Annotated in this window: 19 protein-coding genes and 1 CRISPR repeat array; of the genes, 5 read left to right on the top strand and 14 right to left on the bottom strand. The window is 71.2% G+C overall.

Features of this window, described 5'->3' with window-relative positions; genetic code table 11:
* Nucleotides 1–49: 49 nt before the first annotated feature.
* Both ACF08W_RS11740 and ACF08W_RS11735 read right to left on the bottom strand, forming a co-directional pair.
* Nucleotides 50–367 carry a hypothetical protein gene (locus ACF08W_RS11740; protein ID WP_385208592.1) on the bottom strand — a complete coding sequence of 106 codons (318 nt, stop codon included), beginning with the start codon at nt 365–367 and terminating at the stop codon, nt 50–52.
* 135 nt (nt 368–502) lie between these two features.
* Nucleotides 503–1,657 carry an adenosine deaminase gene (locus ACF08W_RS11735; protein WP_385208589.1) on the bottom strand — a complete coding sequence of 385 codons (1,155 nt, stop codon included), beginning with the start codon at nt 1,655–1,657 and terminating at the stop codon, nt 503–505.
* A gap of 103 nt (nt 1,658–1,760) precedes the next feature.
* On the opposite strand from ACF08W_RS11735, the gene ACF08W_RS11730 reads away from it, so the two are divergent.
* Nucleotides 1,761–2,540: an alpha/beta hydrolase gene (locus ACF08W_RS11730; RefSeq protein ID WP_392279160.1), complete on the top strand. Its 780-nt coding sequence runs from the start codon at nt 1,761–1,763 to the stop codon at nt 2,538–2,540.
* A gap of 37 nt (nt 2,541–2,577) precedes the next feature.
* On the opposite strand, the gene ACF08W_RS11725 is transcribed toward ACF08W_RS11730, so the two are convergent.
* Nucleotides 2,578–3,159 carry a hypothetical protein gene (locus tag ACF08W_RS11725; protein ID WP_392279159.1) on the bottom strand — a complete coding sequence of 194 codons (582 nt, stop codon included), beginning with the start codon at nt 3,157–3,159 and terminating at the stop codon, nt 2,578–2,580.
* A 405-nt stretch (nt 3,160–3,564) separates the two neighbouring features.
* Nucleotides 3,565–5,364: a CRISPR direct-repeat array (repeat unit 29 nt; unit sequence GTGGTCCCCGCGCGTGCGGGGGTGGTCCC).
* A 61-nt stretch (nt 5,365–5,425) separates the two neighbouring features.
* The gene (locus ACF08W_RS11720; RefSeq protein WP_392279158.1) at nt 5,426–6,379 is read right to left on the bottom strand and encodes a LysR family transcriptional regulator; all 954 of its coding nucleotides are present in this window, start codon (nt 6,377–6,379) and stop codon (nt 5,426–5,428) included.
* 62 nt (nt 6,380–6,441) lie between these two features.
* Here ACF08W_RS11720 and ACF08W_RS11715 point away from each other — a divergent pair, with 62 nt between their 5' ends.
* The 3 genes from ACF08W_RS11715 to ACF08W_RS11705 all read left to right on the top strand — a co-directional run bounded on the left by ACF08W_RS11715 (nt 6,442) and on the right by ACF08W_RS11705 (nt 9,767).
* Nucleotides 6,442–7,794, top strand: a complete 1,353-nt coding sequence (locus ACF08W_RS11715; protein WP_392279157.1) for an MFS transporter — start codon at nt 6,442–6,444, stop codon at nt 7,792–7,794.
* Nucleotides 7,795–7,879: 85 nt separating this feature from the next.
* Nucleotides 7,880–8,602: a L,D-transpeptidase family protein gene (locus ACF08W_RS11710; protein ID WP_392279156.1), complete on the top strand. Its 723-nt coding sequence runs from the start codon at nt 7,880–7,882 to the stop codon at nt 8,600–8,602.
* A gap of 175 nt (nt 8,603–8,777) precedes the next feature.
* Nucleotides 8,778–9,767, top strand: coding sequence for a sigma-70 family RNA polymerase sigma factor (locus tag ACF08W_RS11705; RefSeq protein ID WP_385208574.1), 990 nt, complete (start codon nt 8,778–8,780; stop codon nt 9,765–9,767).
* A 77-nt stretch (nt 9,768–9,844) separates the two neighbouring features.
* On the opposite strand, the gene ACF08W_RS11700 is transcribed toward ACF08W_RS11705, so the two are convergent.
* On the bottom strand, nt 9,845–10,231 hold the full coding sequence (locus tag ACF08W_RS11700) for an STAS domain-containing protein (protein WP_385208571.1): 387 nt from the start codon (nt 10,229–10,231) through the stop codon (nt 9,845–9,847).
* A 311-nt stretch (nt 10,232–10,542) separates the two neighbouring features.
* Here ACF08W_RS11700 and ACF08W_RS11695 point away from each other — a divergent pair, with 311 nt between their 5' ends.
* Nucleotides 10,543–13,827: a S8 family serine peptidase gene (locus ACF08W_RS11695; protein WP_392279155.1), complete on the top strand. Its 3,285-nt coding sequence runs from the start codon at nt 10,543–10,545 to the stop codon at nt 13,825–13,827.
* A gap of 120 nt (nt 13,828–13,947) precedes the next feature.
* Here the strand turns inward: ACF08W_RS11695 and ACF08W_RS11690 are convergent, their stop codons facing one another.
* From ACF08W_RS11690 to ACF08W_RS11650, 9 genes are all read right to left on the bottom strand, one after another.
* Nucleotides 13,948–14,538, bottom strand: a complete 591-nt coding sequence (locus ACF08W_RS11690) for a Uma2 family endonuclease (protein ID WP_392279154.1) — start codon at nt 14,536–14,538, stop codon at nt 13,948–13,950.
* A 97-nt stretch (nt 14,539–14,635) separates the two neighbouring features.
* Nucleotides 14,636–15,913, bottom strand: coding sequence for a thymidine phosphorylase (locus ACF08W_RS11685; protein ID WP_385208566.1), 1,278 nt, complete (start codon nt 15,911–15,913; stop codon nt 14,636–14,638).
* A 146-nt stretch (nt 15,914–16,059) separates the two neighbouring features.
* Entirely contained in the window at nt 16,060–16,458 is a 399-nt protein-coding gene (locus ACF08W_RS11680) for a cytidine deaminase (RefSeq protein ID WP_385208563.1), read from the bottom strand.
* The gene (locus tag ACF08W_RS11675) at nt 16,455–17,717 is read right to left on the bottom strand and encodes an ABC transporter permease (protein ID WP_352273498.1); all 1,263 of its coding nucleotides are present in this window, start codon (nt 17,715–17,717) and stop codon (nt 16,455–16,457) included. Before ACF08W_RS11675 ends, ACF08W_RS11680 begins: the two co-directional genes overlap by 4 nt.
* Nucleotides 17,714–18,832: an ABC transporter permease gene (locus ACF08W_RS11670; RefSeq protein WP_352273630.1), complete on the bottom strand. Its 1,119-nt coding sequence runs from the start codon at nt 18,830–18,832 to the stop codon at nt 17,714–17,716. Before ACF08W_RS11670 ends, ACF08W_RS11675 begins: the two co-directional genes overlap by 4 nt.
* Nucleotides 18,832–20,415: an ABC transporter ATP-binding protein gene (locus ACF08W_RS11665; RefSeq protein WP_392279233.1), complete on the bottom strand. Its 1,584-nt coding sequence runs from the start codon at nt 20,413–20,415 to the stop codon at nt 18,832–18,834. The genes ACF08W_RS11670 and ACF08W_RS11665 overlap by 1 nt, the downstream gene beginning before the upstream one ends.
* A gap of 312 nt (nt 20,416–20,727) precedes the next feature.
* Nucleotides 20,728–21,780, bottom strand: a complete 1,053-nt coding sequence (locus ACF08W_RS11660) for a BMP family ABC transporter substrate-binding protein (protein ID WP_352273500.1) — start codon at nt 21,778–21,780, stop codon at nt 20,728–20,730.
* Nucleotides 21,781–21,918: 138 nt separating this feature from the next.
* The gene (locus ACF08W_RS11655) at nt 21,919–23,148 is read right to left on the bottom strand and encodes an amidohydrolase (RefSeq protein ID WP_392279232.1); all 1,230 of its coding nucleotides are present in this window, start codon (nt 23,146–23,148) and stop codon (nt 21,919–21,921) included.
* A gap of 678 nt (nt 23,149–23,826) precedes the next feature.
* Nucleotides 23,827–24,354 carry an SgcJ/EcaC family oxidoreductase gene (locus ACF08W_RS11650; protein WP_392279153.1) on the bottom strand — a complete coding sequence of 176 codons (528 nt, stop codon included), beginning with the start codon at nt 24,352–24,354 and terminating at the stop codon, nt 23,827–23,829.
* Nucleotides 24,355–24,363: the final 9 nt, after the last annotated feature.

Below are 24,363 nucleotides of genomic sequence, written 5' to 3'. Positions count from 1 at the left end.
GGCCGGTGTGGACCGGGTGCTACCGGTTTCCGGCCGTGGGTACGGGCTCTCAGCCGCCGAGCGGGATGCCGTTGGCCGACAGCCCACCGGCGTTCGCGCCGCCCGCGGGCAGGCCGCCGAGGAGACCCTTGACCGGGCCGGTGGCGCCGTCGACGAGCTTCTGCTGGTTGGTGCCGAGGAGCTTGGTGGTGGTCTCCTGGAGCGGCAGGCCCTGGGTGGCGGTGTCCACCGCCGAGCTCGCGACGGGCAGGGCCATGCCCACGGCGTTCGCCGGCAGCACGGCGGCGGAGGCGGTGCCCGCGGCAGCGGCGGCGAAGGCGGCACCGAGAGCGGCGACACCGAGAGTCCTGACAGCAGACTGCTTCATGGAATTCATCCTCGGAGGGAGAAGGGGGTGTGGGAACAACGAAAAGTAGCCACGGTTTCCCGCTCCTCACAAACAGTCCGACACGCCGAAACGGCCGGGAATTCGACATCCCGGCCGTTCCCGCGCAGCCGCCGATCAGTCCGAGGCCGCGGAAGAAACGCTGGTCGCAGCGGTCTGCTCGAAGAGCCACTCCGCCTTCAGCTCGGCGTAACCCGGCTTGATCACCTCATTGATCATCGCCAGACGCTCATCAAAAGGAATGAACGCCGACTTCATCGCATTGACGGTGAACCACTGCATGTCGTCGAGCGTGTATCCGAAGGTCTCGGTCAGCTTCTCGAATTCCTGACTCATGCTCGTACCGCTCATGAGCCGGTTGTCCGTATTCACCGTGGCCCGGAAATGCAGCTTCCGCAGCATTCCGATCGGGTGCTCGGCGTACGAGGCGGCGGCGCCGGTCTGGAGGTTGGAGGTCGGGCACAGCTCCAGCGGGATGCGCTTGTCCCGTACGTAGGAGGCGAGGCGGCCGAGCTTGACCTCACCGTTCTCGGCGACCTCGATGTCGTCGATGATGCGGACGCCGTGGCCGAGCCGGTCGGCGCCGCACCACTGGATGGCCTGCCAGATCGACGGCAGGCCGAACGCCTCGCCCGCGTGGATGGTGAAGTGGTTGTTCTCGCGCTTGAGGTACTCGAACGCGTCGAGGTGGCGGGTGGGCGGGAAGCCCGCCTCCGCGCCCGCGATATCGAATCCGGCCACGCCCTGGTCGCGGTAGCGGTTGGCCAGCTCGGCGATCTCCAGGGACCGGGCGGCGTGCCGCATCGCGGTGAGCAGGGCCCCGACCCGGATGCGGTTGCCGTCGCGGCGGGCCCGTCGCTCGCCCTCGCGGAAGCCCTCGTTGACCGCCTCGACGACCTCTTCGAGGGTCAGCCCGGCCTCCAGGTGCTGCTCGGGGGCGTACCGGACCTCGGCGTAGACGACACCGTCGGCGGCCAGGTCCTCGGCGCACTCGGCGGCCACCCTGACCAGCGCCTCACGGGTCTGCATGACGGCGCAGGTGTGGGCGAACGTCTCCAGGTAGCGCTCCAGCGAGCCGGAGTCGGCCGCCTCACGGAACCAGATGCCGAGCTTGTCCGGCTCGGTCTCGGGAAGTCCTTCGTACCCGCTCGCGCGGGCGAGGTCCACGATCGTCCCGGGGCGCAGGCCCCCGTCGAGGTGGTCGTGGAGGAGGACCTTGGGGGCGCGCCGGATCTGATCCCGGCCGGGCACGTGAAGGGGCTGGCTCATCATCTGCGCACTCTAGCCCCTACGCGCGTAGATCGCCGATTGTCGATGCGTAACAGTGACCGCGAATACGGGTGGAGTACACCTCTCCTTCTGACACTGTTCTGCCATGGCACAGCGCGCACTCCCCCTGCCTGCCCCGAGGCTGGGACGGGCCGTCCGGACGGCCGGAGCCACCACCGCGGTCAGCGGCGTCGTCCTGCTGCTCCCGGACGGCGAGGCCGACTCGCATCGTCGCCCCTCCCCCCTCTCGTACGCCCGCCAGCTACCGCTGGCCCGCACCCTGGCCCGCGCCGGAAAGGAGGACGGTCTCGCCGTGCACGTCGTCCGCTACGGCTGCCGTGGCTGGAACGCGACGGATGCCCGGCTCGCGGCGGACGCCGAGTGGTCGGTGGAGGAGGTCGTACGCCGCTACGGCGACGTCCCCGTCTGCCTGGCCGGTCACGGCATGGGCGGCCGGGCCGCGCTCCGGGCGGGCGGCCACTCGGCGGTCAACTCCGTTCTGGCGATGGCCCCCTGGCTCCCGGAACACGATCCGGCCGGCCCGGAACCGGAACCCGACCCCGAACCGGTGAAACACCTCCTCGGCCGCCGGGTCCTCCTCGTCCACGGCACCAACGACGCCCGCACCGACCCCGAACTCTCCTTCCGCCTGGCCGAACGCGCCAAGAAGACCAACCGCGACACCTGCCGCTTCGAGGTCCACTCGGACGGCCACGGCCTCCGCCAGCACCGCGCCGAAGTCATGGCCCTGGCGGTGAACTTCGTCCGCGGCTCGCTCTTCGGCCGCGCCTACGCCCGCCCGGTCACGGACGCCCTGGCGGCCCCGCCGCCACTGGGGCTGCGGATGCCACTGGCTGCGGGGTTCGGGAAGTCGTTGCGGGACTGAGGGCGGGCCGGGGTCATCTCGGCGGATCGCGCCCCCGTCAGTCGGCTGCGGCCGTACGCCTCGCGACCCGGAAGCGGCGTACGGCCCAGACGGCACCGGACACGGCGGCCGTCCAGACGATGACCTCGGCGAGAATGATGCCCGGCGTCATGACGAGGTGCGGCCGGGGCGGCATGACGACCATCTGCGCGGCGGCCCCCACCGGGACCGTCAACGCCGCGAGCAGGCCGACCACACCGGGCCGCCTGACGGCCGAGCCCACCGCACCCAGGAGCAGCCCGAGCGGCAGCCCCGCCACCCACCACGTGACCATGTCCGTCTCGGCGTCCGCGACGGCGGCGTCCGTCACGTAGTACGTCCACGTGGCGGCGAACAGCGCCAGCGCCCCGGTCAGCGCCCCCCGGACCGGCGTACCGACCAGCCACCCGACCGCCACCGCCAACGCGGCCCACGCCCAGCCCGCGTCCATCAGCAGACTGAGCACCTTGGCAGTACCGCCCCAGAGGGTCCCGGTGATCGGTGCGCCGATGTGCGTGTACGGGGAGGAGAGCGCATTGACGAGCGAGGTAGCCGCCCCGAACCCTGCTCCTATCGCGACTCCCACCGCCATGATCTTCATACCGGGAGATTATGCGGGGTGTCCGAGCACACGGCACGCAGGGCTCGGATCACTCAACGGCCAGGCAGTCAGACCCAATTCGGACCGGTTGGCTCACGCCGACCCGCGCCCCAACGATCAATTTGCCGCCTCCCGAGACGCGCGGCGGCAAAAAGCACCGGATGGGCGTCTGGTTGGGCTCTCTTCCCAACACGGCAGCGCAGGCGAGCCGGGGCGGGTAAGGCCTCGGTAGCGCTCAACGGAAACTTGACGGAATCGGGGCGCTTTCCGCTCAAGTGGCTGTCATCATCAGGCTACTTGAGAGCGAGCAAGCGAGGCGGATTGAAACCTATGCGACATATGCCGGATTCAGCGAAGTTGGACGAAACTGGCCTCTCCCCTCGATGAACCCGCAGGTCAAGAAGAGTGGTCCCCGCGCGTGCGGGGGTGGTCCCGGCAAGAAGACCGGCACCGACCCGAAGGGGAAGTGGTCCCCGCGCGTGCGGGGGTGGTCCCGCGAACTCGTTGGCGTACTTGCGGGCCGAGCCGTGGTCCCCGCGCGTGCGGGGGTGGTCCCTACGGGCAGGCCCGCCGACGGTTCGCGGACGGGTGGTCCCCGCGCGTGCGGGGGTGGTCCCCGTGCTTCCGTCGGGAGCGGACAACCGGGGTGGTGGTCCCCGCGCGTGCGGGGGTGGTCCCGGAAAGGGCCCCCGCCGAAGCGGGGGCCCTACGTGGTCCCCGCGCGTGCGGGGGTGGTCCCACCATCGGTGACGTCCTCATCGGCATCATCTAGTGGTCCCCGCGCGTGCGGGGGTGGTCCCGCTGGTGACGAGCCGAGCGAAGGCACCGCTGAGTGGTCCCCGCGCGTGCGGGGGTGGTCCCGCTGGTGACGAGCCGAGCGAAGGCACCGCTGAGTGGTCCCCGCGCGTGCGGGGGTGGTCCCCAGCACGGCGTGGGTGCGGTGGCGGTCATCGGGTGGTCCCCGCGCGTGCGGGGGTGATCCCACCGAGCGCGCGCAACGGTCCCGGACGGGGTTGTGGTCCCCGCGCGTGCGGGGGTGGTCCCGCGAAGGGAATGGGCGATGTGGGGCAGGTGGTGTGGTCCCCGCGCGTGCGGGGGTGGTCCCTCCGGGTCCATGCCGTCGACCGTCAGGTGCGAGTGGTCCCCGCGCGTGCGGGGGTGGTCCCTCGCCGACCACGCGCGCCTCGCCCGGTCCTGTGTGGTCCCCGCGCGTGCGGGGGTGGTCCCGTCCGCAGGTCCGAACCTGTGTGCTCCTCGCGGTGGTCCCCGCGCGTGCGGGGGTGGTCCCACCCGAGTGGGCGTGATCGCGAACCTCGAATCGTGGTCCCCGCGCGTGCGGGGGTGGTCCCCAACTCGCGGGTCTGGTCCGGGTTCGCGGCGAGTGGTCCCCGCGCGTGCGGGGGTGGTCCCGGGCCCTCACCACACCCGGGAGCACCCCCGACGTGGTCCCCGCGCGTGCGGGGGTGGTCCCAGCGCGACGCTGCCACTGCTCGTTCGTGGTGGGTGGTCCCCGCGCGTGCGGGGGTGGTCCCCTCTCCGGTCCGTACACCCGCAAGGGCGAACGGTGGTCCCCGCGCGTGCGGGGGTGGTCCCGGCTGGCACTGCCACTACCACGTACTCCTGTTGTGGTCCCCGCGCGTGCGGGGGTGGTCCCGGCTTGCTCCGAAGGTGCGGGTGATGTCCCTTGTGGTCCCCGCGCGTGCGGGGGTGGTCCCCGGTGCCGACCCCGTACCGGGGAGTGACCATCGTGGTCCCCGCGCGTGCGGGGGTGGTCCCGGCACGAACGCGGGGGAGAGGCCGTCGAGCGTGTGGTCCCCGCGCGTGCGGGGGTGGTCCCACGACGACCCCGCCCTCGGGGGTGAGCTGGCCGTGATCCCCGCGCGTGCGGGGGTGGTCCCAGGAGCACGACGTGGTCGGACACGCCGTCTGCGTGGTCCCCGCGCGTGCGGGGGGTGGTCCCGAGTCGATCTGCTTGTCCGGGAAGGCGGTGGTGTGGTCCCCGCGCGTGCGGGGGTGGTCCCGGGTTCCAGTCCAGGTGGGCGGACAGGGCGTCGTGGTCCCCGCGCGCGTGCGGGGGTGGTCCCAGGCTGATGTCGGCGATGACGTCCTGCGGATCGTGGTCCCGCGCGTGCAGGGGTGGTGCCCTTGTCTACACGGCGGGCACGACGGTGCTCCCGTGGTCCCCGCGCGTGCGGGGGTGGGTGGGCCTTGCTCGGGGATGTGACAGTGACACATGTTCGTGTCACTTCTTTTCTATGGGTGGAGGTCAGTCCGGGAGGAGGTGGCCTCGGCGGGAGAGGAGGAAGCGTTTGAAGGCGGCCACGGGTGGGGTGTCGGGGTGGCCGTCGAGCCAGGCGACGCCGATCTCGCGGGCGGCTCTCGGGGCGGTCACCGTCAGTTCGACGACGCCCGGGCGGGGGACTGCCGGAGGGGGGAGGAGGGCCACGCCCAGGCCGGCCGCCACCAGGCCGCGCAGGGTTTCCGCCTCCTCGCCCTCGAAGGCGACGCGGGGAGTGAAGCCCGCCTCGGTGCAGAGGTCGTCGGTGATGCGGCGGAGGCCGTAGCCCGGTTCCAGGGTGACGAAGGTTTCGTCGGCGGCCTCCGCGAGGCGGATGCGGCGGCGGGTGGCCAGGCGGTGGTCCTCGGGGACGACGAGGCGCAGGCGCTGCTCGTCCAGGCGGCGGGCGACCAGGTCGGGGGCGTCCGGGACCGGGGAGGTGAGGCAGAGGTCGAGGCCGCCGGCGCGCAGGCGCTCGATCATCGCCTCGCCGTAGTTCTGCACGAGCTGGAAGCGGACCCCGGGGTGGTCGGCCCGGAAGGCGCGGATGAGGGCGGGTACGGTCTCCGAGCCCATGGTGTGGAGGAAGCCGAAGGCGACCTTGCCGGTGGCCGGGTCGGCGTCGGCGCGCACCGAGTCGGCGGCCTTCTCCACCTCGGCCAGGGCCCGCTCGGCGGAGACGAGGAACGTGCGGCCCGCCGGGGTGAGCGAGACCGTACGGCCCTTGCGGGCGAACAGGGCGACGCCCAGGTCCTGTTCGAGCCGCACCATCGCCCGCGAAAGCGTCGACTGCGGTACGCCGAGCTCCTGCGCGGCACGCGTGACGTGCTCGTGGCGGGCGACCGCCGCGAAGTGGGCCAGCCTCGGCGCGAGCACGGCGCGGATGTCTTCTTCGTAACTACTCGGTGACAGCCGGGGCTGTGAGCTGCGTTCATGCGCCATGGGATTGATTATGGCCACTTCGTGCATTGGACGCATGAAATGGGAGGGCCTACTTTCGGGGTATGCCTCCTGCCAGTACCGGGGCGTCCACGCTCGTCGTGGCCGCCTCGCCCCAGCCGTCCCCCGTCGCCGACTCCCCCGCGCCCGCCGCCACCGCCGCCGCGCCGGCCCGTACCGGGGCGGAGCGCCTCGAACCGGGCCGCCCCGGATACCGCCGGATGAGCTTCGCGCTCTTCGCCGCGGGTGTCGCGACCTTCGCTCTCCTCTACTCCACGCAGGCCCTGCTGCCCGCCGTCTCCGCCTCGTTCGGCGCCACGGCCGGGCAGGCCAGCTGGACGGTCTCCGCGGCGACCGGCGCACTGGCGCTGTGCGTGCTGCCACTGAGCGCGCTGTCCGAGCGGTTCGGGCGGCGGCAGATGATGACCGCCTCGCTGACGGTCGCCGTACTGGTCGGGCTGTTCGTCCCCTTCGCCCCGTCGCTGGGCTGGCTGATCGCGCTCCGCGCCGTGCAGGGCGCCGCCCTGGCCGGGCTGCCCGCCTCCGCGATGGCGTACCTGGCGGAGGAGGTGCGGCCGAAGGCGCTGGTCGCGGCGATCGGGCTGTTCGTGGCCGGCAACAGCATCGGCGGCATGAGCGGCCGCATCGTCACCGGCTGGATCGCCCAGCTGTGGGGCTGGCGGGCGGCGCTCGGAGCGGTGGGGCTGATGGCCCTGGCCTGCGCGGTCGTCTTCCACTTCATGATCCCCCGGGCCCGGAACTTCACCCCCGGGACGCTCAACCCGAAGGCCCTGGCCCGGACGGTCGGCGGGCACCTCGCCGATCCGCTGCTGCGTCGGCTGTACGCGATCGGCGCACTGTTCATGACGGTGTTCGGCGCGGTCTACACGGTCATCGGGTACCGGCTGGTGGAGGCGCCGTTCAACCTCCCGCAGGGGGTCGTGGGCTCGATCTTCCTGGTCTACCTCGTCGGTACGGTCTCCTCCGCCGCGGCCGGGAAGCTGGTCGCCCGGCTGGGCCGCCGGGGCGCGCTGTACCTGGCCGTCTCCACCACCGCCGCCGGGCTGCTGCTCTCGCTCGGCGACGGGCTCGTCCCCGTACTGCTGGGCCTGGTCCTGATCACGGCGGGCTTCTTCGCCGGGCACGCGGTCGCCTCGTCCTCCGTGAGCCGTACCGCGACGAAGGGCCGCGCCCAGGCGTCGGCGCTCTACCAGTCGGCGTACTACCTGGGCTCCAGCGCGGGCGGCACGCTCGGCGCGGTCGCCTTCCACGCCGGGGGCTGGACCGGGACCGTGTCGCTGGGGCTGCTCGCGGTCGTCGGCGTCACCGCGATCACGCTCCACGGGACACGGGCCGCCCGCGCCGAACGGATCCGGCCGGTCACGGTGTCGCCCGTGCGGGCATCCGTACAGAACTGAGACATTCGGCGCACAACCAACGACTCCCCGACGCGCGTCCAACAGGCGGAAGCACCTCACGGCGCGCGAAGGGGAGTTGGCGTACATGGGAGTCCCGGGGAACATACGGGGAGTGCGGCTGAGGCTGCGGCGCGGGGTCGCGCTGTCGGTCGCGGGGCTGACGGCGGTGCCCGCGCTGGTGCTGGCCACCGGCGGGTCCGCGCAGGCGGCGTCGTGCACGACGACGACCGGGCCGTACCAGAAGCAGGTCGAGAAGTATCTGAAGCGGCCGGTCGACGGCAAGCAGTCGGCCGCCGACTGCAAGGCGATCAAGTCGTTCCAGAACACCTACGGGGTCACCCCCACCATCGGGTACGCCGGGCCCGTCACCTGGCGCACCATGAAGACGCTCACCGCCCAGAAGGCGGCCGGCAAGAACCCCAACAAGGACGGGAAGTGCCCCACCAACAAGGGGCGCATCGCGTGCGTCGACCTGACCCGGCAGCTGAGCTGGATCCAGGACGGCAGCAAGCTGAAGTTCGGTCCCGTGCCGGTGCGCACCGGGCGGAACGGGTACGAGACCCGCACCGGGTCGAAGAAGATCTACTGGCGCCACATCGACCACGTCTCGACGCTCTACAACGTGAAGATGCCGTACTCCCAGTTCTTCGACGGGGGCCAGGCGTTCCACGCGGTCGGCGTGAAGATGTGGAACCCGCCGGGCTCGCACGGCTGCGTCAACATGCGTACCGCCGACGCCAAGTCGTACTGGAACCTGCTGAGGAACGGTGACGACGTGTACGTGTACGGGCGCAAGCCCGGCACGTGACGGACGGCGCCGTCCTCGGCGGCCCGGACCACCCTCGACGGCCCGGACCACGGTCGCCCGCGCGGCCGTGATCCGGGCCGTTTCGTCGCTTCCGCCCCCGGCTGTCAGTGGCCTGCGGTAGCTTCCGGAGTGCTGGAACGAGCCATGTCGCAGCACAACAGGGGTGGAAAGAACGATGAGCGATCTGACCGCGACGGCGGATGTCGACAGCCGTCTCGAAGGACACCGGGTCGAGCTGACCGGCTACTGCTACCGGATGCTCGGCTCCGCCTTCGAGGCGGAGGACGCGGTGCAGGACACGCTGGTGCGTGCCTGGCGCAACTTCGACAAGTTCGAGGGCCGTTCCTCGCTCCGCTCCTGGCTGTACCGGATCGCCACCAACGTCTGCCTGGACATGCTGAACGCGGGGAAGAAGCGGGCCCGCCCGGTCGATCTGTCCGGCCCGACCCCGCTCGCCGAGGCGGCGCTCAACCCGCTGCCGGAGAACACCTGGCTGGAGCCGGTGCCGGACGGCCGCGTCCTGCCGACGGTGGCCGACCCGGCGGAGGCCGCGGTGGCCCGGGAGTCGGTGCGGCTCGCGTTCGTCGCGGCGCTCCAGCATCTGCCGCCCAAGCAGCGCGCCGTGCTGATCCTGCGCGAGGTGCTGGCCTGGAAGGCGAGCGAGGTCGCCGAGCTGCTCGACACCACGGTCGCCTCGGTGAACAGCGCCCTCCAGCGCGCCCGGGCCACCCTCACCGAGCACGAGGGCCGGCCGGCCGACGCCGCCAACCCGCTCGACGAGGAGCAGCGCAAGCTCCTGGAACGGTACGTCGCGGCCTTCGAGGGCTACGACATGAAGGCGCTGACGGCGCTGCTCCACGAGGACGCCGTCATGACCATGCCGCCGTTCGACCTCTGGCTCCAGGGGCACGACGACATCACCGGCTTCATGCTCTCCATCGGCGCGGGCTGCGCGGGTTCCCGTCTGGTGGCGACGGAGGCGAACGGCACCCCGGCGTTCGCGCACTACAAGCCGAACCCGGACGGGCCCGGATTCGTGCCGTGGGCGGTGCAGGTCATCGACATCGCGGACGGGGCGATCACCGGGATGCACTGCTTCCTGGACACCCCGCGCTGGTTCCCGCTCTTCGGTCTGCCCGACCACCTCGACGACGACGCCGCGTAGGGCCCGGCGTACGCGGAAGGCCGTCGGCCGGGGTCCCCGCGCGGACCCCGGCCCCGGCCTCCGGCGGTGGGCGGCGGTCAGCCGCCCACCGCGCCGCCCGCCTCCGGGGCGCACCGTACGTCCACCACGTCGGCGAGGCCGACCAGGTCCAGCAGGTCGCGCAGTTCGGGTGGCGCGTTGCGCAGCCGCAGCCTTCCGCCGCCCGCCCGGCGGGCCACCAGCCCCAGCCGCGCGACCGCCTCGACCAGGGCCAGATCCGCCCGCGCGACCCCGCCCACGTCGCAGTCCACCTCCGCGCCCGGGTGGCGGACGGTGCCGTCGGGCGCGTACAGCAGTGATTCCAGCTCGGCGCAGAGTCCCGGCACCACGTCTCTGGTGACATGGCCGGTGACGACGAGAGCGCCCGGGGTGACGGATTCGATGGGTTCCACGACCGGTTGACCGATGCGGCGGCCGAAACTCATCGCCGGCCCGTGGACCGTCCGCCGCCGCCCGCCCCGTCCCCGTCCCGCCCCTCCCCTGTGTCCCGCTTGGCCGCGGCGGGTCTCGGCGCGCCCGGGCGGGCCTCCGGAACCCCGGGCAACGGGCGATGAACTTCCGTCAACTCCGGTTATCTGTGCGACTTCTGTGAACCTTTTCGAGTGATCTCGACTCTAGGTACATGAACCGGCCCTCGGGGCCGCCTGATTCTCCAGGGGGAGAGTTGCGCAAACACGTGAGAAGCGCGTGTGTTTCGACCGTAGCCGCGGCAGCCGCCGTGGCGCTCGCGGCCGGGATGACCAGCCCGGCCGTGGCCCAGCCCGGCAACGGCGGGCCCGCCATCGCCCGCGTGGCCGGTGCCGGATCGGCCGCCGGGCACGAACTGACCCTCATCACCGGCGACCGGGTCACCGTGGACGCCAAGGGCAGGGTCGTCTCCTTCCGCCCGGCCAAGGGGCGCGAGCACATACCCGTGCAGCGGCAGACCCACGACGGGCACACCCTGCTCATCCCGGCCGACGCCCACCGGCTGATCAGCTCGGGGAAGCTTGACCGCCGGCTGTTCGACGTCACGGAGCTGAGCCGGCCGGAGTACCGCCGGTCCCAGAAGTCCGGCCTGAAGCTGATCGTCTCCTACCGGGGCGCCCGGGCCGCGGCCGCCAAGGCGGAGGTCCGCGACGCGGGCTCCACCGAGGTCCGCCGGAACCTGGCCACGCTGAACGCCCAGTCGGTGACCACGCCGCAGGAGGACGCGCAGGACATCTGGCAGGCGCTCACCACCCGCCCCGCGAAGAGCGTGCAGCGCACCACCGCCGCCGGGATCGACCGGGTCTGGCTGGACGGTGTGCGTCGGGCCAGCCTCGACAAGAGCGTGCCGCAGATCGGCGCCCCCACCGCCTGGAAGTCCGGGTACACCGGCAAGGGCGTGAAGATCGCCGTCCTGGACACCGGTGTGGACGCCACCCACCCCGACCTCCAGGGCCGGATCCTCGACTCGAAGAACTTCACCGCCTCGCCCGACACCAAGGACCGGGTCGGCCACGGCACCCACGTCTCCTCGATCGCGGCCGGTTCCGGCGCCAAGTCGGGCGGCAAGTTCAAGGGGGTCGCCCCGGACGCCGAGCTCCTCGAGGGCAAGGTCCTCGACGACGACGGCTTCGGCGACGACTCCGGCATCCTGGCCGGGATGGAGTGGGCGGTCGCCCAGGGCGCCGACATCATCAACCTGAGCCTCGGCGGCCAGGACACCCCGGAGGTCGACCCGCTGGAAGCGGCGGTCGACAAGCTCTCCGCCGACAAGGGCGTGCTGTTCGCCATCGCGGCGGGCAACGAGGGCGACGAAGCCGGTACGGTCGGCTCGCCCGGCAGCGCGGACTCCGCACTGACCGTCGGCGCGGTCGACGACAAGGACGTGCTGGCCGACTTCTCCAGCCGGGGCCCGCGCGTCGGCGACGGGGCGATCAAGCCCGATGTCACCGCCCCCGGCGTGGACATCACGGCGGCCGCCGCCCCCGGCTCCGAGATCGACAAGGAGGTCGGCCAGAACCCGCCGGGCTACCTGACGATCTCCGGTACGTCGATGGCGACCCCGCACGTGGCGGGCGCCGCGGCGCTCCTCAAGCAGCAGCACCCCGACTGGACGTACGCCGAGCTCAAGGGCGCGCTGACGGCCTCGACGAAGCCGGGCGCGTACACGCCGTTCGAGCAGGGCTCGGGCCGGATCGCGGTGGACCGGGCGATCGAGCAGACCGTGGTCGCCGACCCGGTCTCGGTGAGCTTCGGCGTGCACCAGTGGCCGCACACCGACGACGCCCCGGTCACCAAGACCGTGACGTACCGCAACCTCGGCACCACCGATGTCACCCTCGACCTCTCGGTCACGGCCACCGGCCCGAAGGGCAAGCCCGCCCCGGCCGGCTTCTTCGCCCTCGGCGTCGACAAGGTGACCGTGCCCGCGGGCGGCACCGCCGACGTACCGCTGACCGTGAACACCAAGCTCGGCGGGACGGCGGACGGCAGCTACTCCGCGTACGTCGTCGGCACCGGCGGCGGCCAGACCGTGCGCACCGCGGCCGCGGTCGAGCGCGAGATCGAGTCGTACGACGTCACGGTCAAGGTCCTCGGCCGGGACGGCCGGCCCGCCGCGTACGCCGACACCGATCTCTTCGGCCTGTCCGGTGCGGGGCTCGGGGTCTGGCTCTCGAACGAGACCGACAAGGGGCTCGTCAAGGTGCGCGTTCCCAAGGGCGGTTACACGCTCAACTCGGGCGTGTACATCGACCCGGAGGACCTCTCCAAGGGCGCCGACTGGATCTCGCAGCCGAAGCTGGACGTCAACAAGAACCTCACCGTGACGTTCGACGCCCGCAAGGCGAAGCCGATCGACATCACGCTGCCGGCCACCGGCACGAAGAGCCTGCTGGCCTCCCCCGACCTCCAGTTCGACAACGCGAACACGTCGTACGGGTACGGCTGGCTGCTGGACACGTTCAAGAGCCTGCGCACCGCGCACGTCGGCCCCTCGGTCACCGACGGCTCGCTCTCCGCGCACTGGATCGGCACATGGACCAAGGGCGCCTCGACCCGGTACGACATCGCCGTCGGCGGTCCGGTGAGCAAGGCCTCGACCGGCTACAGCCGGAAGTTCACCGCCGCCCAGCTGTCCCGGGTGGACGTCACCATGGGCGCCTCCCGCAAGGGCAAGACCGGTGAGTTCGCCGCCTCGGGCGAGCTGCCCGGTTCCAACGGCGGCTGGTCGGCCTGGTCCCTGCACAAGCTGCCGGGCAAGGTCACGCAGTACCTCTCGACCGCCGACAAGGTGAAGTGGGCCCTCGACTTCGCCCAGGACGGCGCGGTGGACTCCGACGGCATCCCGGCCACCGACGCGATGTACTCCATCGGCAACCCGGCCACGTACAAGGCGGGCAAGAAGTACACGAAGACCGTGAACACCGCGGTGTTCGGCCCGGGCCTCGGCCGGGGCACCGGCATCTTCCGCGACGGCAACGAGATCTTCCCGGCCATCCCGCTCGCGGCCGACGGAAGCGGCAACCTCGGCTTCCAGGCGTACACCTCGGTGAAGACCGTGCTGTACCGCAACGGTGTGAAGTACGCCCAGAGCAAGGACCCGGTGGAGGGCGAGCCCTTCACCGTCCCGTCCGGCGCCGCCGACTACCGGCTGACGACCTCGGTCAAGCTCGACCCGAAGGCCACCGCCGTCACCAGCCGGATCGACGCGAGCTGGACCTTCCGCTCCAAGAAGGCCACCGAGCAGTCCCTGCCGGTCTCCACCGTCCGCTTCACGCCCAACGTGACGACGGACGGCAAGGTCACCGCCGGCCGGACCGCCTCGGTGCCGGTGAAGGTGCAGGGCTCGGCCGCCGGTAAGAACCTCAAGTCGCTGACGGTGTACGTCAGTTACAACTCCGGCAAGACCTGGAAGAAGGTCACGGTCAAGTCCGGGAAGATCTCCGTGAAGAACCCGGGCAAGGGCAAGTCCATCTCCTACCGGGCCAACGTCACGGACAAGAAGGGCAACAAGGCGTCGGTCTCGATCTACGACGCGTACTTCGGCAAGTAACCCGCGGCGGGCGGTGGGCCGAACGGCCGACCGCCCGCGCACCTGAACGACGGCCCGCCGGGAGAGTTCCCCCCTCCTCGGCGGGCCGTTGCGCGTGAAAGCCTCGGGACCGCGAACGGCTCAGGACACCGGGAAGACGCCGGTGTCCAGGACAAGCCCGAACGGCTCGGGCAGCGTCAGCTTCTCCCCGTACTCGACCGTCTCCAGCACCCGGTAGGTGGCGCCGTCGGGTTCCCCGTAGAGCGTGGCGGTGGGGCGGCCCGAGTGCCACGGGTCGAGCAGCAGGAACAGCTCGACGCCGGCCTTCGCGTAGCCGCGCACCTTGCCGATGCGGTCGTGGTTGGCATTGGCCCGGGAAGTGATCTCGACGACGAGCCGGGCCTCCTCGGCGGGGATGCGGTTCCCCGGTCCGGTCGCCATCGCCCGTGGTACGGCGACGAGATCGGGACTGTAGAGCCCGGCCCTTCCCGGTACCGAGACGCCGAGGGTCTGGTAGATCCCCCAGTCCTCCGGGATGACGCTGTAGAGCCTGCGTTGCAGAAGCTCCGCAGTGGTGTTGTGGTCCTTGGACGGCGGCGGTGACACGGTGACGATCCCCTCGATGATCTCCACCTCGCAGCCCTCGGGTGCGTCCGTCTCCTCCCAGATCCGGACGAGGTCGTCCCATTCCCGGCCGTGGCCCGGGGCGGGATCGACGGTGAGTGCGCTCATGGCGGTCTCCTTCATAGGTGCGTCACCGAGTCCAGCATGCTGAACGGGACCGGCGGTGGTCCACCGGTCCCGTTCACCCGCACGAGGAAACCGCAGGTCAGGCGATACGTTCCCGCACCACCGGGGTGGCGGTGAAGGCCGTGTCCGGGGCGGCGATGTCGTACGCGCCGGGGAGTGCCTTCAGGGCGTAGTCGAACTTCTCCGGGGTGTCGGTGTGCAGGGTCAGCAGCGGCTGGCCCGCCGTGACCCGGTCGCCCGGCTTGGCGTGCAGCTCGACGCCCGCGCCCGCCTGCACCGGGTCCTCCTTGCGGGCCCGGCCCGCGCCGAGGCGCCAGGCGGCGACGCCGATGTCGTACGCGTCCAAACGGGTCAGGACACCGGTGGACGGGGCGGTGACCACGTGTCGCTCGCGGGCGACCGGGAGGGCCGCGTCCGGGTCGCCGCCCTGGGCGGAGATCATCCGGCGCCAGACGTCCATCGCGGAGCCGTCGGCGAGGGCCTTCTCCGGGTCGGCGTCCTTGAGACCGGCCGCGTCCAGCATCTCGCGGGCCAGGGCGAGGGTGAGCTCGACGACGTCCTTGGGGCCGCCGCCGGCCAGCACCTCGACCGACTCGCGCACCTCCAGGGCGTTGCCCGCGGTCAGGCCCAGCGGGGTGGCCATGTCGGTGAGCAGGGCGACCGTGCGCACCCCGCTGTCGGTGCCCAGCGCGACCATGGTGGAGGCCAGTTCGCGGGCGTCCTCGATGGTCTTCATGAAGGCGCCGGAGCCGACCTTGACGTCCAGGACGAGCGCGCCGGTGCCCTCGGCGATCTTCTTGGACATGATGGAGCTGGCGATCAGCGGGATGGCCTCGACGGTGCCGGTGACGTCGCGGAGCGCGTACAGCTTCTTGTCGGCGGGGGCGAGCCCGTCACCGGCGGCGCAGATGACCGCGCCGGTGGTGTCCAGGACGGAGAGCATCTCCTCGTTGGAGAGGTTGGCCCGCCAGCCGGGGATGGACTCCAGCTTGTCGAGGGTGCCGCCGGTGTGGCCGAGGCCGCGGCCGCTGAGCTGCGGCACGGCGGCGCCGCAGGCGGCGACCAGCGGGGCGAGCGGCAGGGTGATCTTGTCGCCGACGCCGCCGGTGGAGTGCTTGTCGGTGGTGGGGCGGGAGAGCGACGCGAAGTCCATCCGCTCGCCGGAGGCGATCATCGCGGCGGTCCAGCGGGCGATCTCGGTGCGGTTCATGCCGTTCAGCAGGATCGCCATGGCCAGCGCCGACATCTGCTCGTCGGCGACCTCGCCGCGGGTGTACGCGTCGATCACCCAGTCGATCTGCTCGGGGGTCAGCTCGCCCCGGTCCCGCTTGGTGCGGATGACGGAGATGGCGTCCATGTCCTGGGAGTCCTTCCGGCCGGTGGTACTACGTACACACGTGCGGTACGCGAGAGTCCTGGCTGACTCTACGCGCATAGAGGGTGGAGAGGGGTGTGGCCCTCCCGGCGGGCGGGAGGGCCACGGTGGACAGGGCCTCGGGGCCCCTACTTCAGGTGGTCCGGGCCGAAGGCCTGCGGCAGCATCTCGTCGAGGGTGCGCAGCCCGTCCGGGGTCTCCAGGACCAGCTCGGGGCCGCCGAACTCGTACAGCAGCTGGCGGCAGCGGCCGCACGGCACCAGGACCTCGCCCGCCCCGTCCACGCAGGTGAAGTGGGTGAGGCGGCCGCCGCCGGTGGCCTGGAGCTGGGAGACCAGCCCGCATTCGGCGCAGAGGCCGATGCCGTAGGAGGCGTTCTCGACGTTGCAGCCGGAGACCGTGCGCCCGTCGTCGACCAGCGCCGCGGCGCCGACCGGGTAGTGCGAGTACGGGACGTACGCCCGGGTCATCACGGACCGCGCGGCGCTCCGCAGCGCCGCCCAGTCGACCTCCGCGAGGGCCGTCACTTGCCCTGGCCCTTCCGGTACGGCAGACCGTCCGCCTTGGGCATCCGCAGGCGCTGCGACGACAGGGCCAGCACGAGCAGCGTGGTGACGTACGGGGCGGCGTCGACGAACTGGCTCGGGACCTGGTCCGTCAGCGCGTACCAGGTGAACAGCAGCGCCGAGCAGGCCGCCGCGATCACCGCGGCCACGTACTTCTTCCGGTACAGCTGCACGGCGGCGGCGATCACCAGCAGGATCGCCAGGAGCAGCAGCATCGCGTGCACGTTCTCCGCCCCACCGCGCAGCTTGAGGCTGTCGGTGAAGCCGAAGAGTCCGGCGCCCAGGGCCATACCGCCCGGCATCCAGTTACCGAAGATCATCGCGGCGAGACCGATGTAGCCGCGGCCGCCGGTCTGGCCCTCCTGGTAGATGCTGGTGGCGACGATGGAGAGGAAGGCGCCGCCGAGGCCGGCCAGTCCGCCGGAGATGACGACGGCGATGTACTTGTACTTGTAGACGTTCACGCCGAGGGTCTCGGCGGCCACCGGGCTCTCGCCGCAGGAGCGGAGCCGCAGACCGAACGCCGTGCGCCACAGCACCCACCAGGTGACCGGGATCAGCAGCAGGGCGACGACGGTCAGCAGGGACAGTCCGGTGACGAGCCCGCCGATGATCCCGGCGAGGTCGGAGACGAAGAACCAGTGGTGCTGCTGGAGGTCCTGCAGCCAGTCGGAGAGGCCCGGGATGGTGATCTTGTCGATCTCCTCCAGGCGGGGGGACTGCTTGGAGGAGCCGCCCGGGTCGTTGGCGAAGGTGAAGTTCGAGAGGTACCGGGTGACGCCGACGGCGAGGATGTTGATCGCCACACCGGAGACGATGTGGTTCACGCCGAAGGTGACGGTCATGACCGCGTGCAGCAGGCCGCCGAGCGCGCCGCCGATGATGCCGAACAGGACACCCACCCAGGGACCCCACTGGAATCCGGCCCAGGCACCGAACCAGGTCCCGAGGATCATCATGCCCTCGAGCCCGATGTTGACCACGCCGGCCCGCTCGGCCCACAGACCGCCGAGTCCGGCGAGACCGATGGGAACGGCCAGTTCCAGGGCGCCCGCGACCTGACCGACCGAGGTCACGTCGTCGGCACCGCTGATCAGGCGGACGAGCGAGACGAGGGCCAGGGCGCCCGCGACGAGCAGCAGGACGGTGGGCAGGGAGAGCTTGCGACGGCCGCCCTTCGCGGGGGCGACGCGTGCGGCGGAGACTTTGCTGGTGCTCACAGGGCCGCCTCCTTCTCGGTCGTGAGGGCGTGGCCGGCGGCGAGCTCTTCGCCGACCTTCTGCTGCTGACGGCGGGTCCCGTAACGGCGGACCAGCTCGTAGCTGATGACGACGGAGATCACGATCAGGCCCTGCATGATCGTGGCGATCTCCTTCTCGAACCCGAACTGGTCGAGCGGGGAGGACGCCTTGTCCAGGAAGGCGATCAGCAGGGCGCTGAGGGCGATGCCCACCGGGTGGTTCCGGCCGAGCAGCGCGATGGTGATGCCGGTGAAGCCGATACCGACCGGGAAGTCGAGGCTGTACGTGTGGGTGTCGCCGAGCAGCGTCGGCATGCCCGCCAGACCGGCGACCGCGCCGGAGATCAGCATCGAGGTGAGGATCATCTTCTTGGCGTCCACGCCGGATGCCTGGGCGGCGCTCTCGCTGGCGCCGGTGGCCCGCAGGTCGAAGCCGAAGCGGGTGCGGTTGAGGACGAACCAGTAGACGAGGCCGCAGCCGGCGGCGACGAAGGTGAAGCCGTAGATCTCTCCGGACTCGGGGCCCAGGGAGAGGCCCGGGAACCAGCCGGACTCGTGGATCTCGCCGGTGGTGAGGTTGTTGGACCCGGCGGCCTGGTCACCGAAGTTCTTCGGCAGGATCAGCCAGGCGATCAGCGAGGTCGCGATGGAGTTGAGCATGATCGTCGAGACGACCTCGCTCACTCCCCGGGTCGTCTTGAGGACGCCCGCGATGCCTGCCCAGAACGCGCCGACCAGCATCGCCACGATGACGATCAGAGCGATCTGGAGCGGTCCGGGAAGGTCGACACTGGCGCCGACGAGGGCGGCCATCATCGCCGCGAGGCGGTACTGGCCGTCGACGCCGATGTTGAAGAGGTTCATCCGGAAGCCGACCGCGACCGCGAGAGCGGCGAGGTAGTAGGTACCGGCCTGGTTGATGATCAGTACCTGTACGTCGGAGTACGACGCCTGCTCGAACAGCAGCCGGTACAGCTCGAACGGGTCACGGTCCGACACGAGCAGCACGACGGTGCTGAGCGCGAAGGCGACGACCAGGGCGAGCGCCGGTCCGGCGAAGCCGAGGATCAGCCGGTCCTTGTCGAGTTTCTTCATCATGCCTCGTCCTCCGGCGCTGCTTCGAGGTGGCCTGCAGCGGCACCGGTCATGGCCGAGCCCAGTTCCTCGGGGGTGATGGTGGCGGGGTCCGCGTCCGCGACGAGCCGACCGCGGTACATGACCCGCAGGGTGTCGGAGAGCCCGATCAGCTCGTCCAGGTCCGCCGAGATGAGCAGGACGGCGAGTCCTTCGCGGCGGGCGTCACGGATCTGGTCCCAGATCTGCGCCTGCGCGCCGACGTCCACGCCCCGGGTGGGGTGGGCGGCGATCAGGAGCTTGGGGGCATGGCTCATCTCCCGGCCGACGATCAGCTTCTGCTGGTTGCCGCCGGAGAGCGAGGCGGCGGTGACGTCGATGCCCGGGGTGCGGACGTCGTACTCGCGCACGATCCGGACGGTGTCCTCGCGGGCGGCCCCGGGGTCGAGCAGGAAGCCGCGGCTGTTGGGCTTCTCGGTGACGTGGCCGAGGATCCGGTTCTCCCAGAGCGGCGCTTCCAGCAGGATTCCGTGCCGGTGGCGGTCCTCGGGGATGTAGCCGATGCCGCTCTCGCGCCGCTTGCGGGTGGGCATGCGGGAGATGTCCTCGCCGCCCAGGGTGATCACTCCGCCGTCCGCCGTCTTCATCCCGATGAGGGCGTCGATCAGCTCCGTCTGACCGTTGCCCTCGACGCCCGCGATGCCGAGGACCTCGCCCTTGTGGATGGTGAAGGCGACGTCGGACAGCACGTCGCGGACGACTCCGTCCGGGTCCGTCACGGAGAGGGAGAGCCCGTCGACCTGGAGCATCGGCTCGTCCGTCACCGTGGACTCGCGGGTCTCGGGCGACGGCAGTTCGCTGCCGACCATGAGTTCGGCGAGCTGCTTGGGCGTGGTGTGCGCGGGGTCGGCCGTGCCCACGGTCGTACCGCGCCGGATCACCGTGATGTCGTCGGCGACCGAGAGCACCTCGCCGAGCTTGTGGGAGATGAAGATGACGGTGAGACCCTCGGCCTTGAGCTCGCGGAGGTTCGCGAAGAGCGCGTCCACCTCCTGCGGGACGAGCACGGCGGTCGGCTCGTCGAGGATGAGGATGCGCGCCCCGCGGTAGAGGACCTTGAGGATCTCCACCCGCTGCCGGTCGGCGACCCCGAGGTCCTCGACCAGCGCGTCGGGCCGGACACCCAGTCCGTACGCGTCGGAGATCTCCTTGATCTTCTTCCGGGCCGCGGAGCCGATGCCGTGCAGCTTCTCGCCGCCGAGGACGACGTTCTCCAGAACGGTGAAGTTGTCGGCGAGCATGAAGTGCTGGTGCACCATGCCGATGCCGCGCGCGATGGCGTCGCCCGGGTTGTGGAACGAGACCTGCTCGCCGTCCACGGCGATGGTGCCCTCGTCGGGCTTCTGCATCCCGTAGAGGATCTTCATCAGGGTGGACTTGCCGGCACCGTTCTCACCGACGAGGGCGTGGACCGTGCCCTTGCGGACGGTGATGCCGATGTCGTGGTTGGCGACGACGCCGGGGAAGCGCTTCGTGATGCCGTGCAGTTCCACGGCAGGGGGGCTACTGGACGCGTTGATGACGCACTCTCCTTGGCCGGACAGGAGCGGGAGCGGAGGGGCAGGGGATGTCTGAGCGATTCCGCGTGGATCACCGGACGCCGCCCGCCCACGCGGGATCGATCGGACACCCGCTGGGGGGCGGGGTGAAGTTATCGCGCCCGAGGGCTGTCTACACGCGTAGTGTTGTCGAATCGTCAAACACATGTGCGCGACAGGACCGGAACACCGGGATTCGGGGCCTGTCCGGAGAATGCACTGCAACGGGCGGAACCACTTCGGGGGTACCCCCGTGGGCCCGGAGCAGCGATGCTGCGGCTCCGGGCCCACGGGGTACCAGCCGTACGACCGCGGTCGTTACGGGGCGGTCTTGACGGTGATCTTGCCGCCGACGATCTCCTGCTTCGCCTTGTCCACGGCGGCGATGACCTCGGTCATCTTGGTGAACGCGGGGTTGGACATGGCCAGGCCGACGCCGTCCTTGTCCAGGCCGTAGCGGACCTCACCGGACTGCGGCTTGCCGTCCTGCACGGACTTGATCAGGTTGGAGACGGAGTCCTCGACGTCCTTTGTGACCGAGGTCAGGATCGACTCCTTGTAGGCGGCGAGGCCCTTCTGGCTGTACTGGTCGGAGTCGACGCCGATGTTCCACTTGCCGGCCTTGGAGACGGCCTCGATCGCACCGGAACCGGCCAGACCGGCCGCCGAGTAGATCACGTCGGCGCCCTTGTCGAGCTGCCCCTGGGCCGCGGCCTTGCCGAGGTCGGGCTTGGAGAAGCCGTCGAAGTTCGGCGGCTGGGTCAGGTACTGGGGGATCACCTTGATCGCGGAGTTGGTGTCCTTGACGCCCTGGGTGAAGCCCGCCTCGAACTTCTTGATCAGCGGCGTCTCGACACCACCGATGAAGCCGACCGTCTTGGTCTTGGTGACCTTGGCGGCGGCGACACCCGCGAGGTAGGAGCCCTGCTCCTCGTTGAACACGATGTTCGCGATGTTCGGGCCGGTCACCGAGGCGTCGTCGATGATGCCGAAGGTGACCTTCGGGAACTTCGGCGCGACCTTCTTGATGGCGGGCGCGTAGGCGAAGCCGACGCCGATCACCGGGTTGTTCCCGGCGCGGGCCAGCGAGGTGAGGCGCTGGACCTTGTCCGCGTCCGACTCGCCGTCGGAGGGCTCGGCCTCGGTGCCCTTGACGCCGAGGTCCTTCTCGGCCTTGGCCAGGCCCGCGTACGCGGCGTCGTTGAACGACTGGTCACCACGGCCGCCGATGTCGTACGCGAGGGCGGTCTTGCTCCCCTTCGAGTCGGAGCTGCTGCTCGACGAGGAGGACGATTTGCCGCACGCTGCCACGCTGAGCGCGAGTGCCGCGGACATGGTGCCCACAGCGGCAATCCTAGTGATCCGGCGCAAGGGAAGGCTCCTTCAAACCTGACCGAAGCGCCTCTTCCGGCGCTGGTTTCGCCGCGATCGTAACGCGCGTAGATGTCAGATAAAGCCCTGTACGGAAGCCGTTATCGGATCGTCGCGAACCGGAGGTGACACTCCCGGTCACGCTTGGTTGCGGGTGAGCAACGCGGAGGCAGTGAACAGCTCCACGGCGACCGTGATCGCCTCCTCGTCGGCGTCGAAATCTCCGCGGTGCAGGTCGAGCCCGGCGGTGTCGCCGGGGGTGCGGACGCCGAGCCGGGCCATGGCGCCGGGGACGTGCTCCAGGTACCAGGAGAAGTCCTCGCCGCCCAGGCTCTGCTCGGTGGGCTCGATGGCGTCGGCCCCGCGACGGGCGGTCATCGCCTCGGCGAGCAGATCGATCACGGCGGCGTCGTTGACGACCGGGGGGACGCCGCGGACGTAGTCGACCATCGACTTGGCGCCGTGCATCCCGGCCACCTGGTCGATCGCGGCGTGCACCAGGTCGGGCGCCTCGCGCCAGGCGTCCAGCTCCAGGCAGCGGACGGTGCCGGAGAGCTCGGCGTGCTGCGGGATCACGTTGCAGGCGTGGCCCGACTGGAGGCGGCCCCAGGTCACGGCGAGGCCGGCGCGGGCGTCGACCCGGCGGGCCAGCAGCGCGGGCACCTCCGTGGCGACCTTGGCGGCGGCGGTGACCAGGTCGGTGGTGAGGTGGGGGCGGGCGGTGTGGCCGCCGGGCCCGTCCAGACTGACCTCCAGCCGGTCGCAGGCCGAGGTGATCGCCCCGACCCGCAGCCCGATCCGGCCCACGTCCACCTTCGGGTCGCAGTGCACCCCGATGATCCGCCCGACGCCCTCCAGAGCCCCGGACAGGATCGTCTCGGGCGCACCGCCGGGCAGCACCTCCTCGGCGGGCTGGAAGATCAGCCGCACCGGGTTGGGGAGCAGCCCCTGCCGGTCCAGCTCGGCGAGGACGAGGCCGGCGCCGAGGACCGAGGTGGTGTGGACGTCGTGCCCGCAGGCGTGCGCCCGGTCGGGGACGGTGGAGCGGTACGCCACCCCCGCCTTGGTGTCCGGAATCGGCAGGGCGTCGATGTCCGCGCGCAGGGCGAGCATGGGCGCGGTGGACGCGTCGCGCGTGCCGACGTCGCAGAGGAGCCCGGTGCCGGTGTCGAGGATCCGGGGCTTCAGCCCGGCCTTCTCCAGCCGGGCCTTGATGGCCGCGGTGGTCCGGAACTCCTGGTTGCCCAGCTCGGGGTGCATGTGGAGGTCACGCCGGAAGGCGATCAGCTCGGCACGCAGGGCCTCGGGGAGGGTGCCGGGGAGCGGCTGGGCGTGGGGCGTCGGCTCGGCGTCGGACTCGCGGGACATCAACTGGTTCACCCGGTGAAGGTTATGCCGCTTCCCCCGCCAACTGTCTTCGAAACAGGAAAAGTTCAGCCACTTAGGGGAACGGGGGAGGGCGTGGCGACGGGTGGCGCGCTCACGGTGTGGGTACACTCCGCCGCCACCCGAGGGGGGCGCACGCCCCCGGGGCATCGGGGTATTCCGGCGGCACATTCACCGAACCCGGGAACCACGGGCCGCGCCGGGCCTCCTGGACCGCGCGAGGGGTCCGGCGCCCCCGGACCCCCGGAACGGCACACCGACCCGAACACCCCCGGTGAGATCGGCGCAAAACCATCCCTCTCCCGCCGCCATGCCCTGCGGCGGGCCGGACAGAGCCGCTTCCACCTGGGACGGAGCCGCCGCCCCTCACCCTCGGGCGTGGCAGCGTACTCACGATCCCGCCACTGCCGGACCCTACGGCTTCACCGCCTCCCGCCCATCCCGGGAGGGCCGGGATCTCTCGCGCACGGTCGCGCCAGCAGGGGGAGGGGCGCGCCGACACCCGGGGGTGACGCCGGAATACCGCGCCTTCACCTCACCACCGAGGCCCCGACCCGCACGCGGTCGCGCGGACATCCGCCCTCTTACGGGAGAACGCTTTCAGCCTTCATCGACTCCGGAGCGGGCGGGACCGCCGAGCCTCCGCCGGGTGACGTGACGTCACGCCGCCCGGCCGAAGCCGAGCGACACGCCCCGGGGCGCGGGCCGGGTGGCGGGCCGGGCACGGAAGGAGAGCTTCTCCAGGAGGGGTCGGCGCCGGGTGTTCTGGAACGCGGCGACCTTCCACTCCCCCGCCGCCCCTAGAACCAGGGCGTACGTCTGGATCTTGCCGAGCCGGCCGGGCCGGGCGCCCTTGTGGACGTCGCCCCGGGTGACGGCCAGGGCGGTGCCGGGCCCGGTGCGGCGGATGCCCACGGTCTCGCTCGCCAACCGGGTGCCCTTGAGGAGGCTGCCGAACAGGTCCTGGTGCGCGGCGCCGATCTCGGCCGCGCCGGTGTAGAGGGTGCCGACGTAGGTGATGTACGTGGCGTCGGCGGTGAACTCGGCGCCGTAGGCGGCCCCGTCCCCCGCGTTCCAAGCGGCGGCGAGGCGGCCCAGAAGGGCGGTGACGGCGGCTTCCGTGTCGGCGCCGGTGCGATTGCCGGGCGGGACGTCCATGCGGTCCACGACCTCTCGTGATAACTTCACGCAGGAATT

Source organism: Streptomyces sp. NPDC015144, assembly GCF_043079735.1.
GTDB lineage: Bacteria > Actinomycetota > Actinomycetes > Streptomycetales > Streptomycetaceae > Streptomyces.
Note: the sequence above shows the minus strand (reverse complement) of the source record. Positions and strands in the feature narration are given on the sequence as shown.

What these genes read in the sequence shown, in the direction of transcription:
- ACF08W_RS11700 (WP_385208571.1), bottom strand. Translation starts at nt 10,231, where the DNA reads ATGAGTTTCGGCCGCCGCATCGGTCAACCGGTCGTGGAACCCATCGAA.
- ACF08W_RS11720 (WP_392279158.1), bottom strand. Translation starts at nt 6,379, where the DNA reads ATGGCGCATGAACGCAGCTCACAGCCCCGGCTGTCACCGAGTAGTTAC.
- ACF08W_RS11740 (WP_385208592.1), bottom strand. Translation starts at nt 367, where the DNA reads ATGAAGCAGTCTGCTGTCAGGACTCTCGGTGTCGCCGCTCTCGGTGCC.
- ACF08W_RS11705 (WP_385208574.1), top strand. Translation starts at nt 8,778, where the DNA reads ATGAGCGATCTGACCGCGACGGCGGATGTCGACAGCCGTCTCGAAGGA.
- ACF08W_RS11670 (WP_352273630.1), bottom strand. Translation starts at nt 18,832, where the DNA reads ATGAAGAAACTCGACAAGGACCGGCTGATCCTCGGCTTCGCCGGACCG.
- ACF08W_RS11725 (WP_392279159.1), bottom strand. Translation starts at nt 3,159, where the DNA reads ATGAAGATCATGGCGGTGGGAGTCGCGATAGGAGCAGGGTTCGGGGCG.
- ACF08W_RS11735 (WP_385208589.1), bottom strand. Translation starts at nt 1,657, where the DNA reads ATGATGAGCCAGCCCCTTCACGTGCCCGGCCGGGATCAGATCCGGCGC.
- ACF08W_RS11690 (WP_392279154.1), bottom strand. Translation starts at nt 14,538, where the DNA reads ATGAGCGCACTCACCGTCGATCCCGCCCCGGGCCACGGCCGGGAATGG.
- ACF08W_RS11695 (WP_392279155.1), top strand. Translation starts at nt 10,543, where the DNA reads ATGACCAGCCCGGCCGTGGCCCAGCCCGGCAACGGCGGGCCCGCCATC.
- ACF08W_RS11715 (WP_392279157.1), top strand. Translation starts at nt 6,442, where the DNA reads ATGCCTCCTGCCAGTACCGGGGCGTCCACGCTCGTCGTGGCCGCCTCG.
- ACF08W_RS11685 (WP_385208566.1), bottom strand. Translation starts at nt 15,913, where the DNA reads ATGGACGCCATCTCCGTCATCCGCACCAAGCGGGACCGGGGCGAGCTG.
- ACF08W_RS11730 (WP_392279160.1), top strand. Translation starts at nt 1,761, where the DNA reads ATGGCACAGCGCGCACTCCCCCTGCCTGCCCCGAGGCTGGGACGGGCC.
- ACF08W_RS11655 (WP_392279232.1), bottom strand. Translation starts at nt 23,148, where the DNA reads ATGTCCCGCGAGTCCGACGCCGAGCCGACGCCCCACGCCCAGCCGCTC.
- ACF08W_RS11710 (WP_392279156.1), top strand. Translation starts at nt 7,880, where the DNA reads ATGGGAGTCCCGGGGAACATACGGGGAGTGCGGCTGAGGCTGCGGCGC.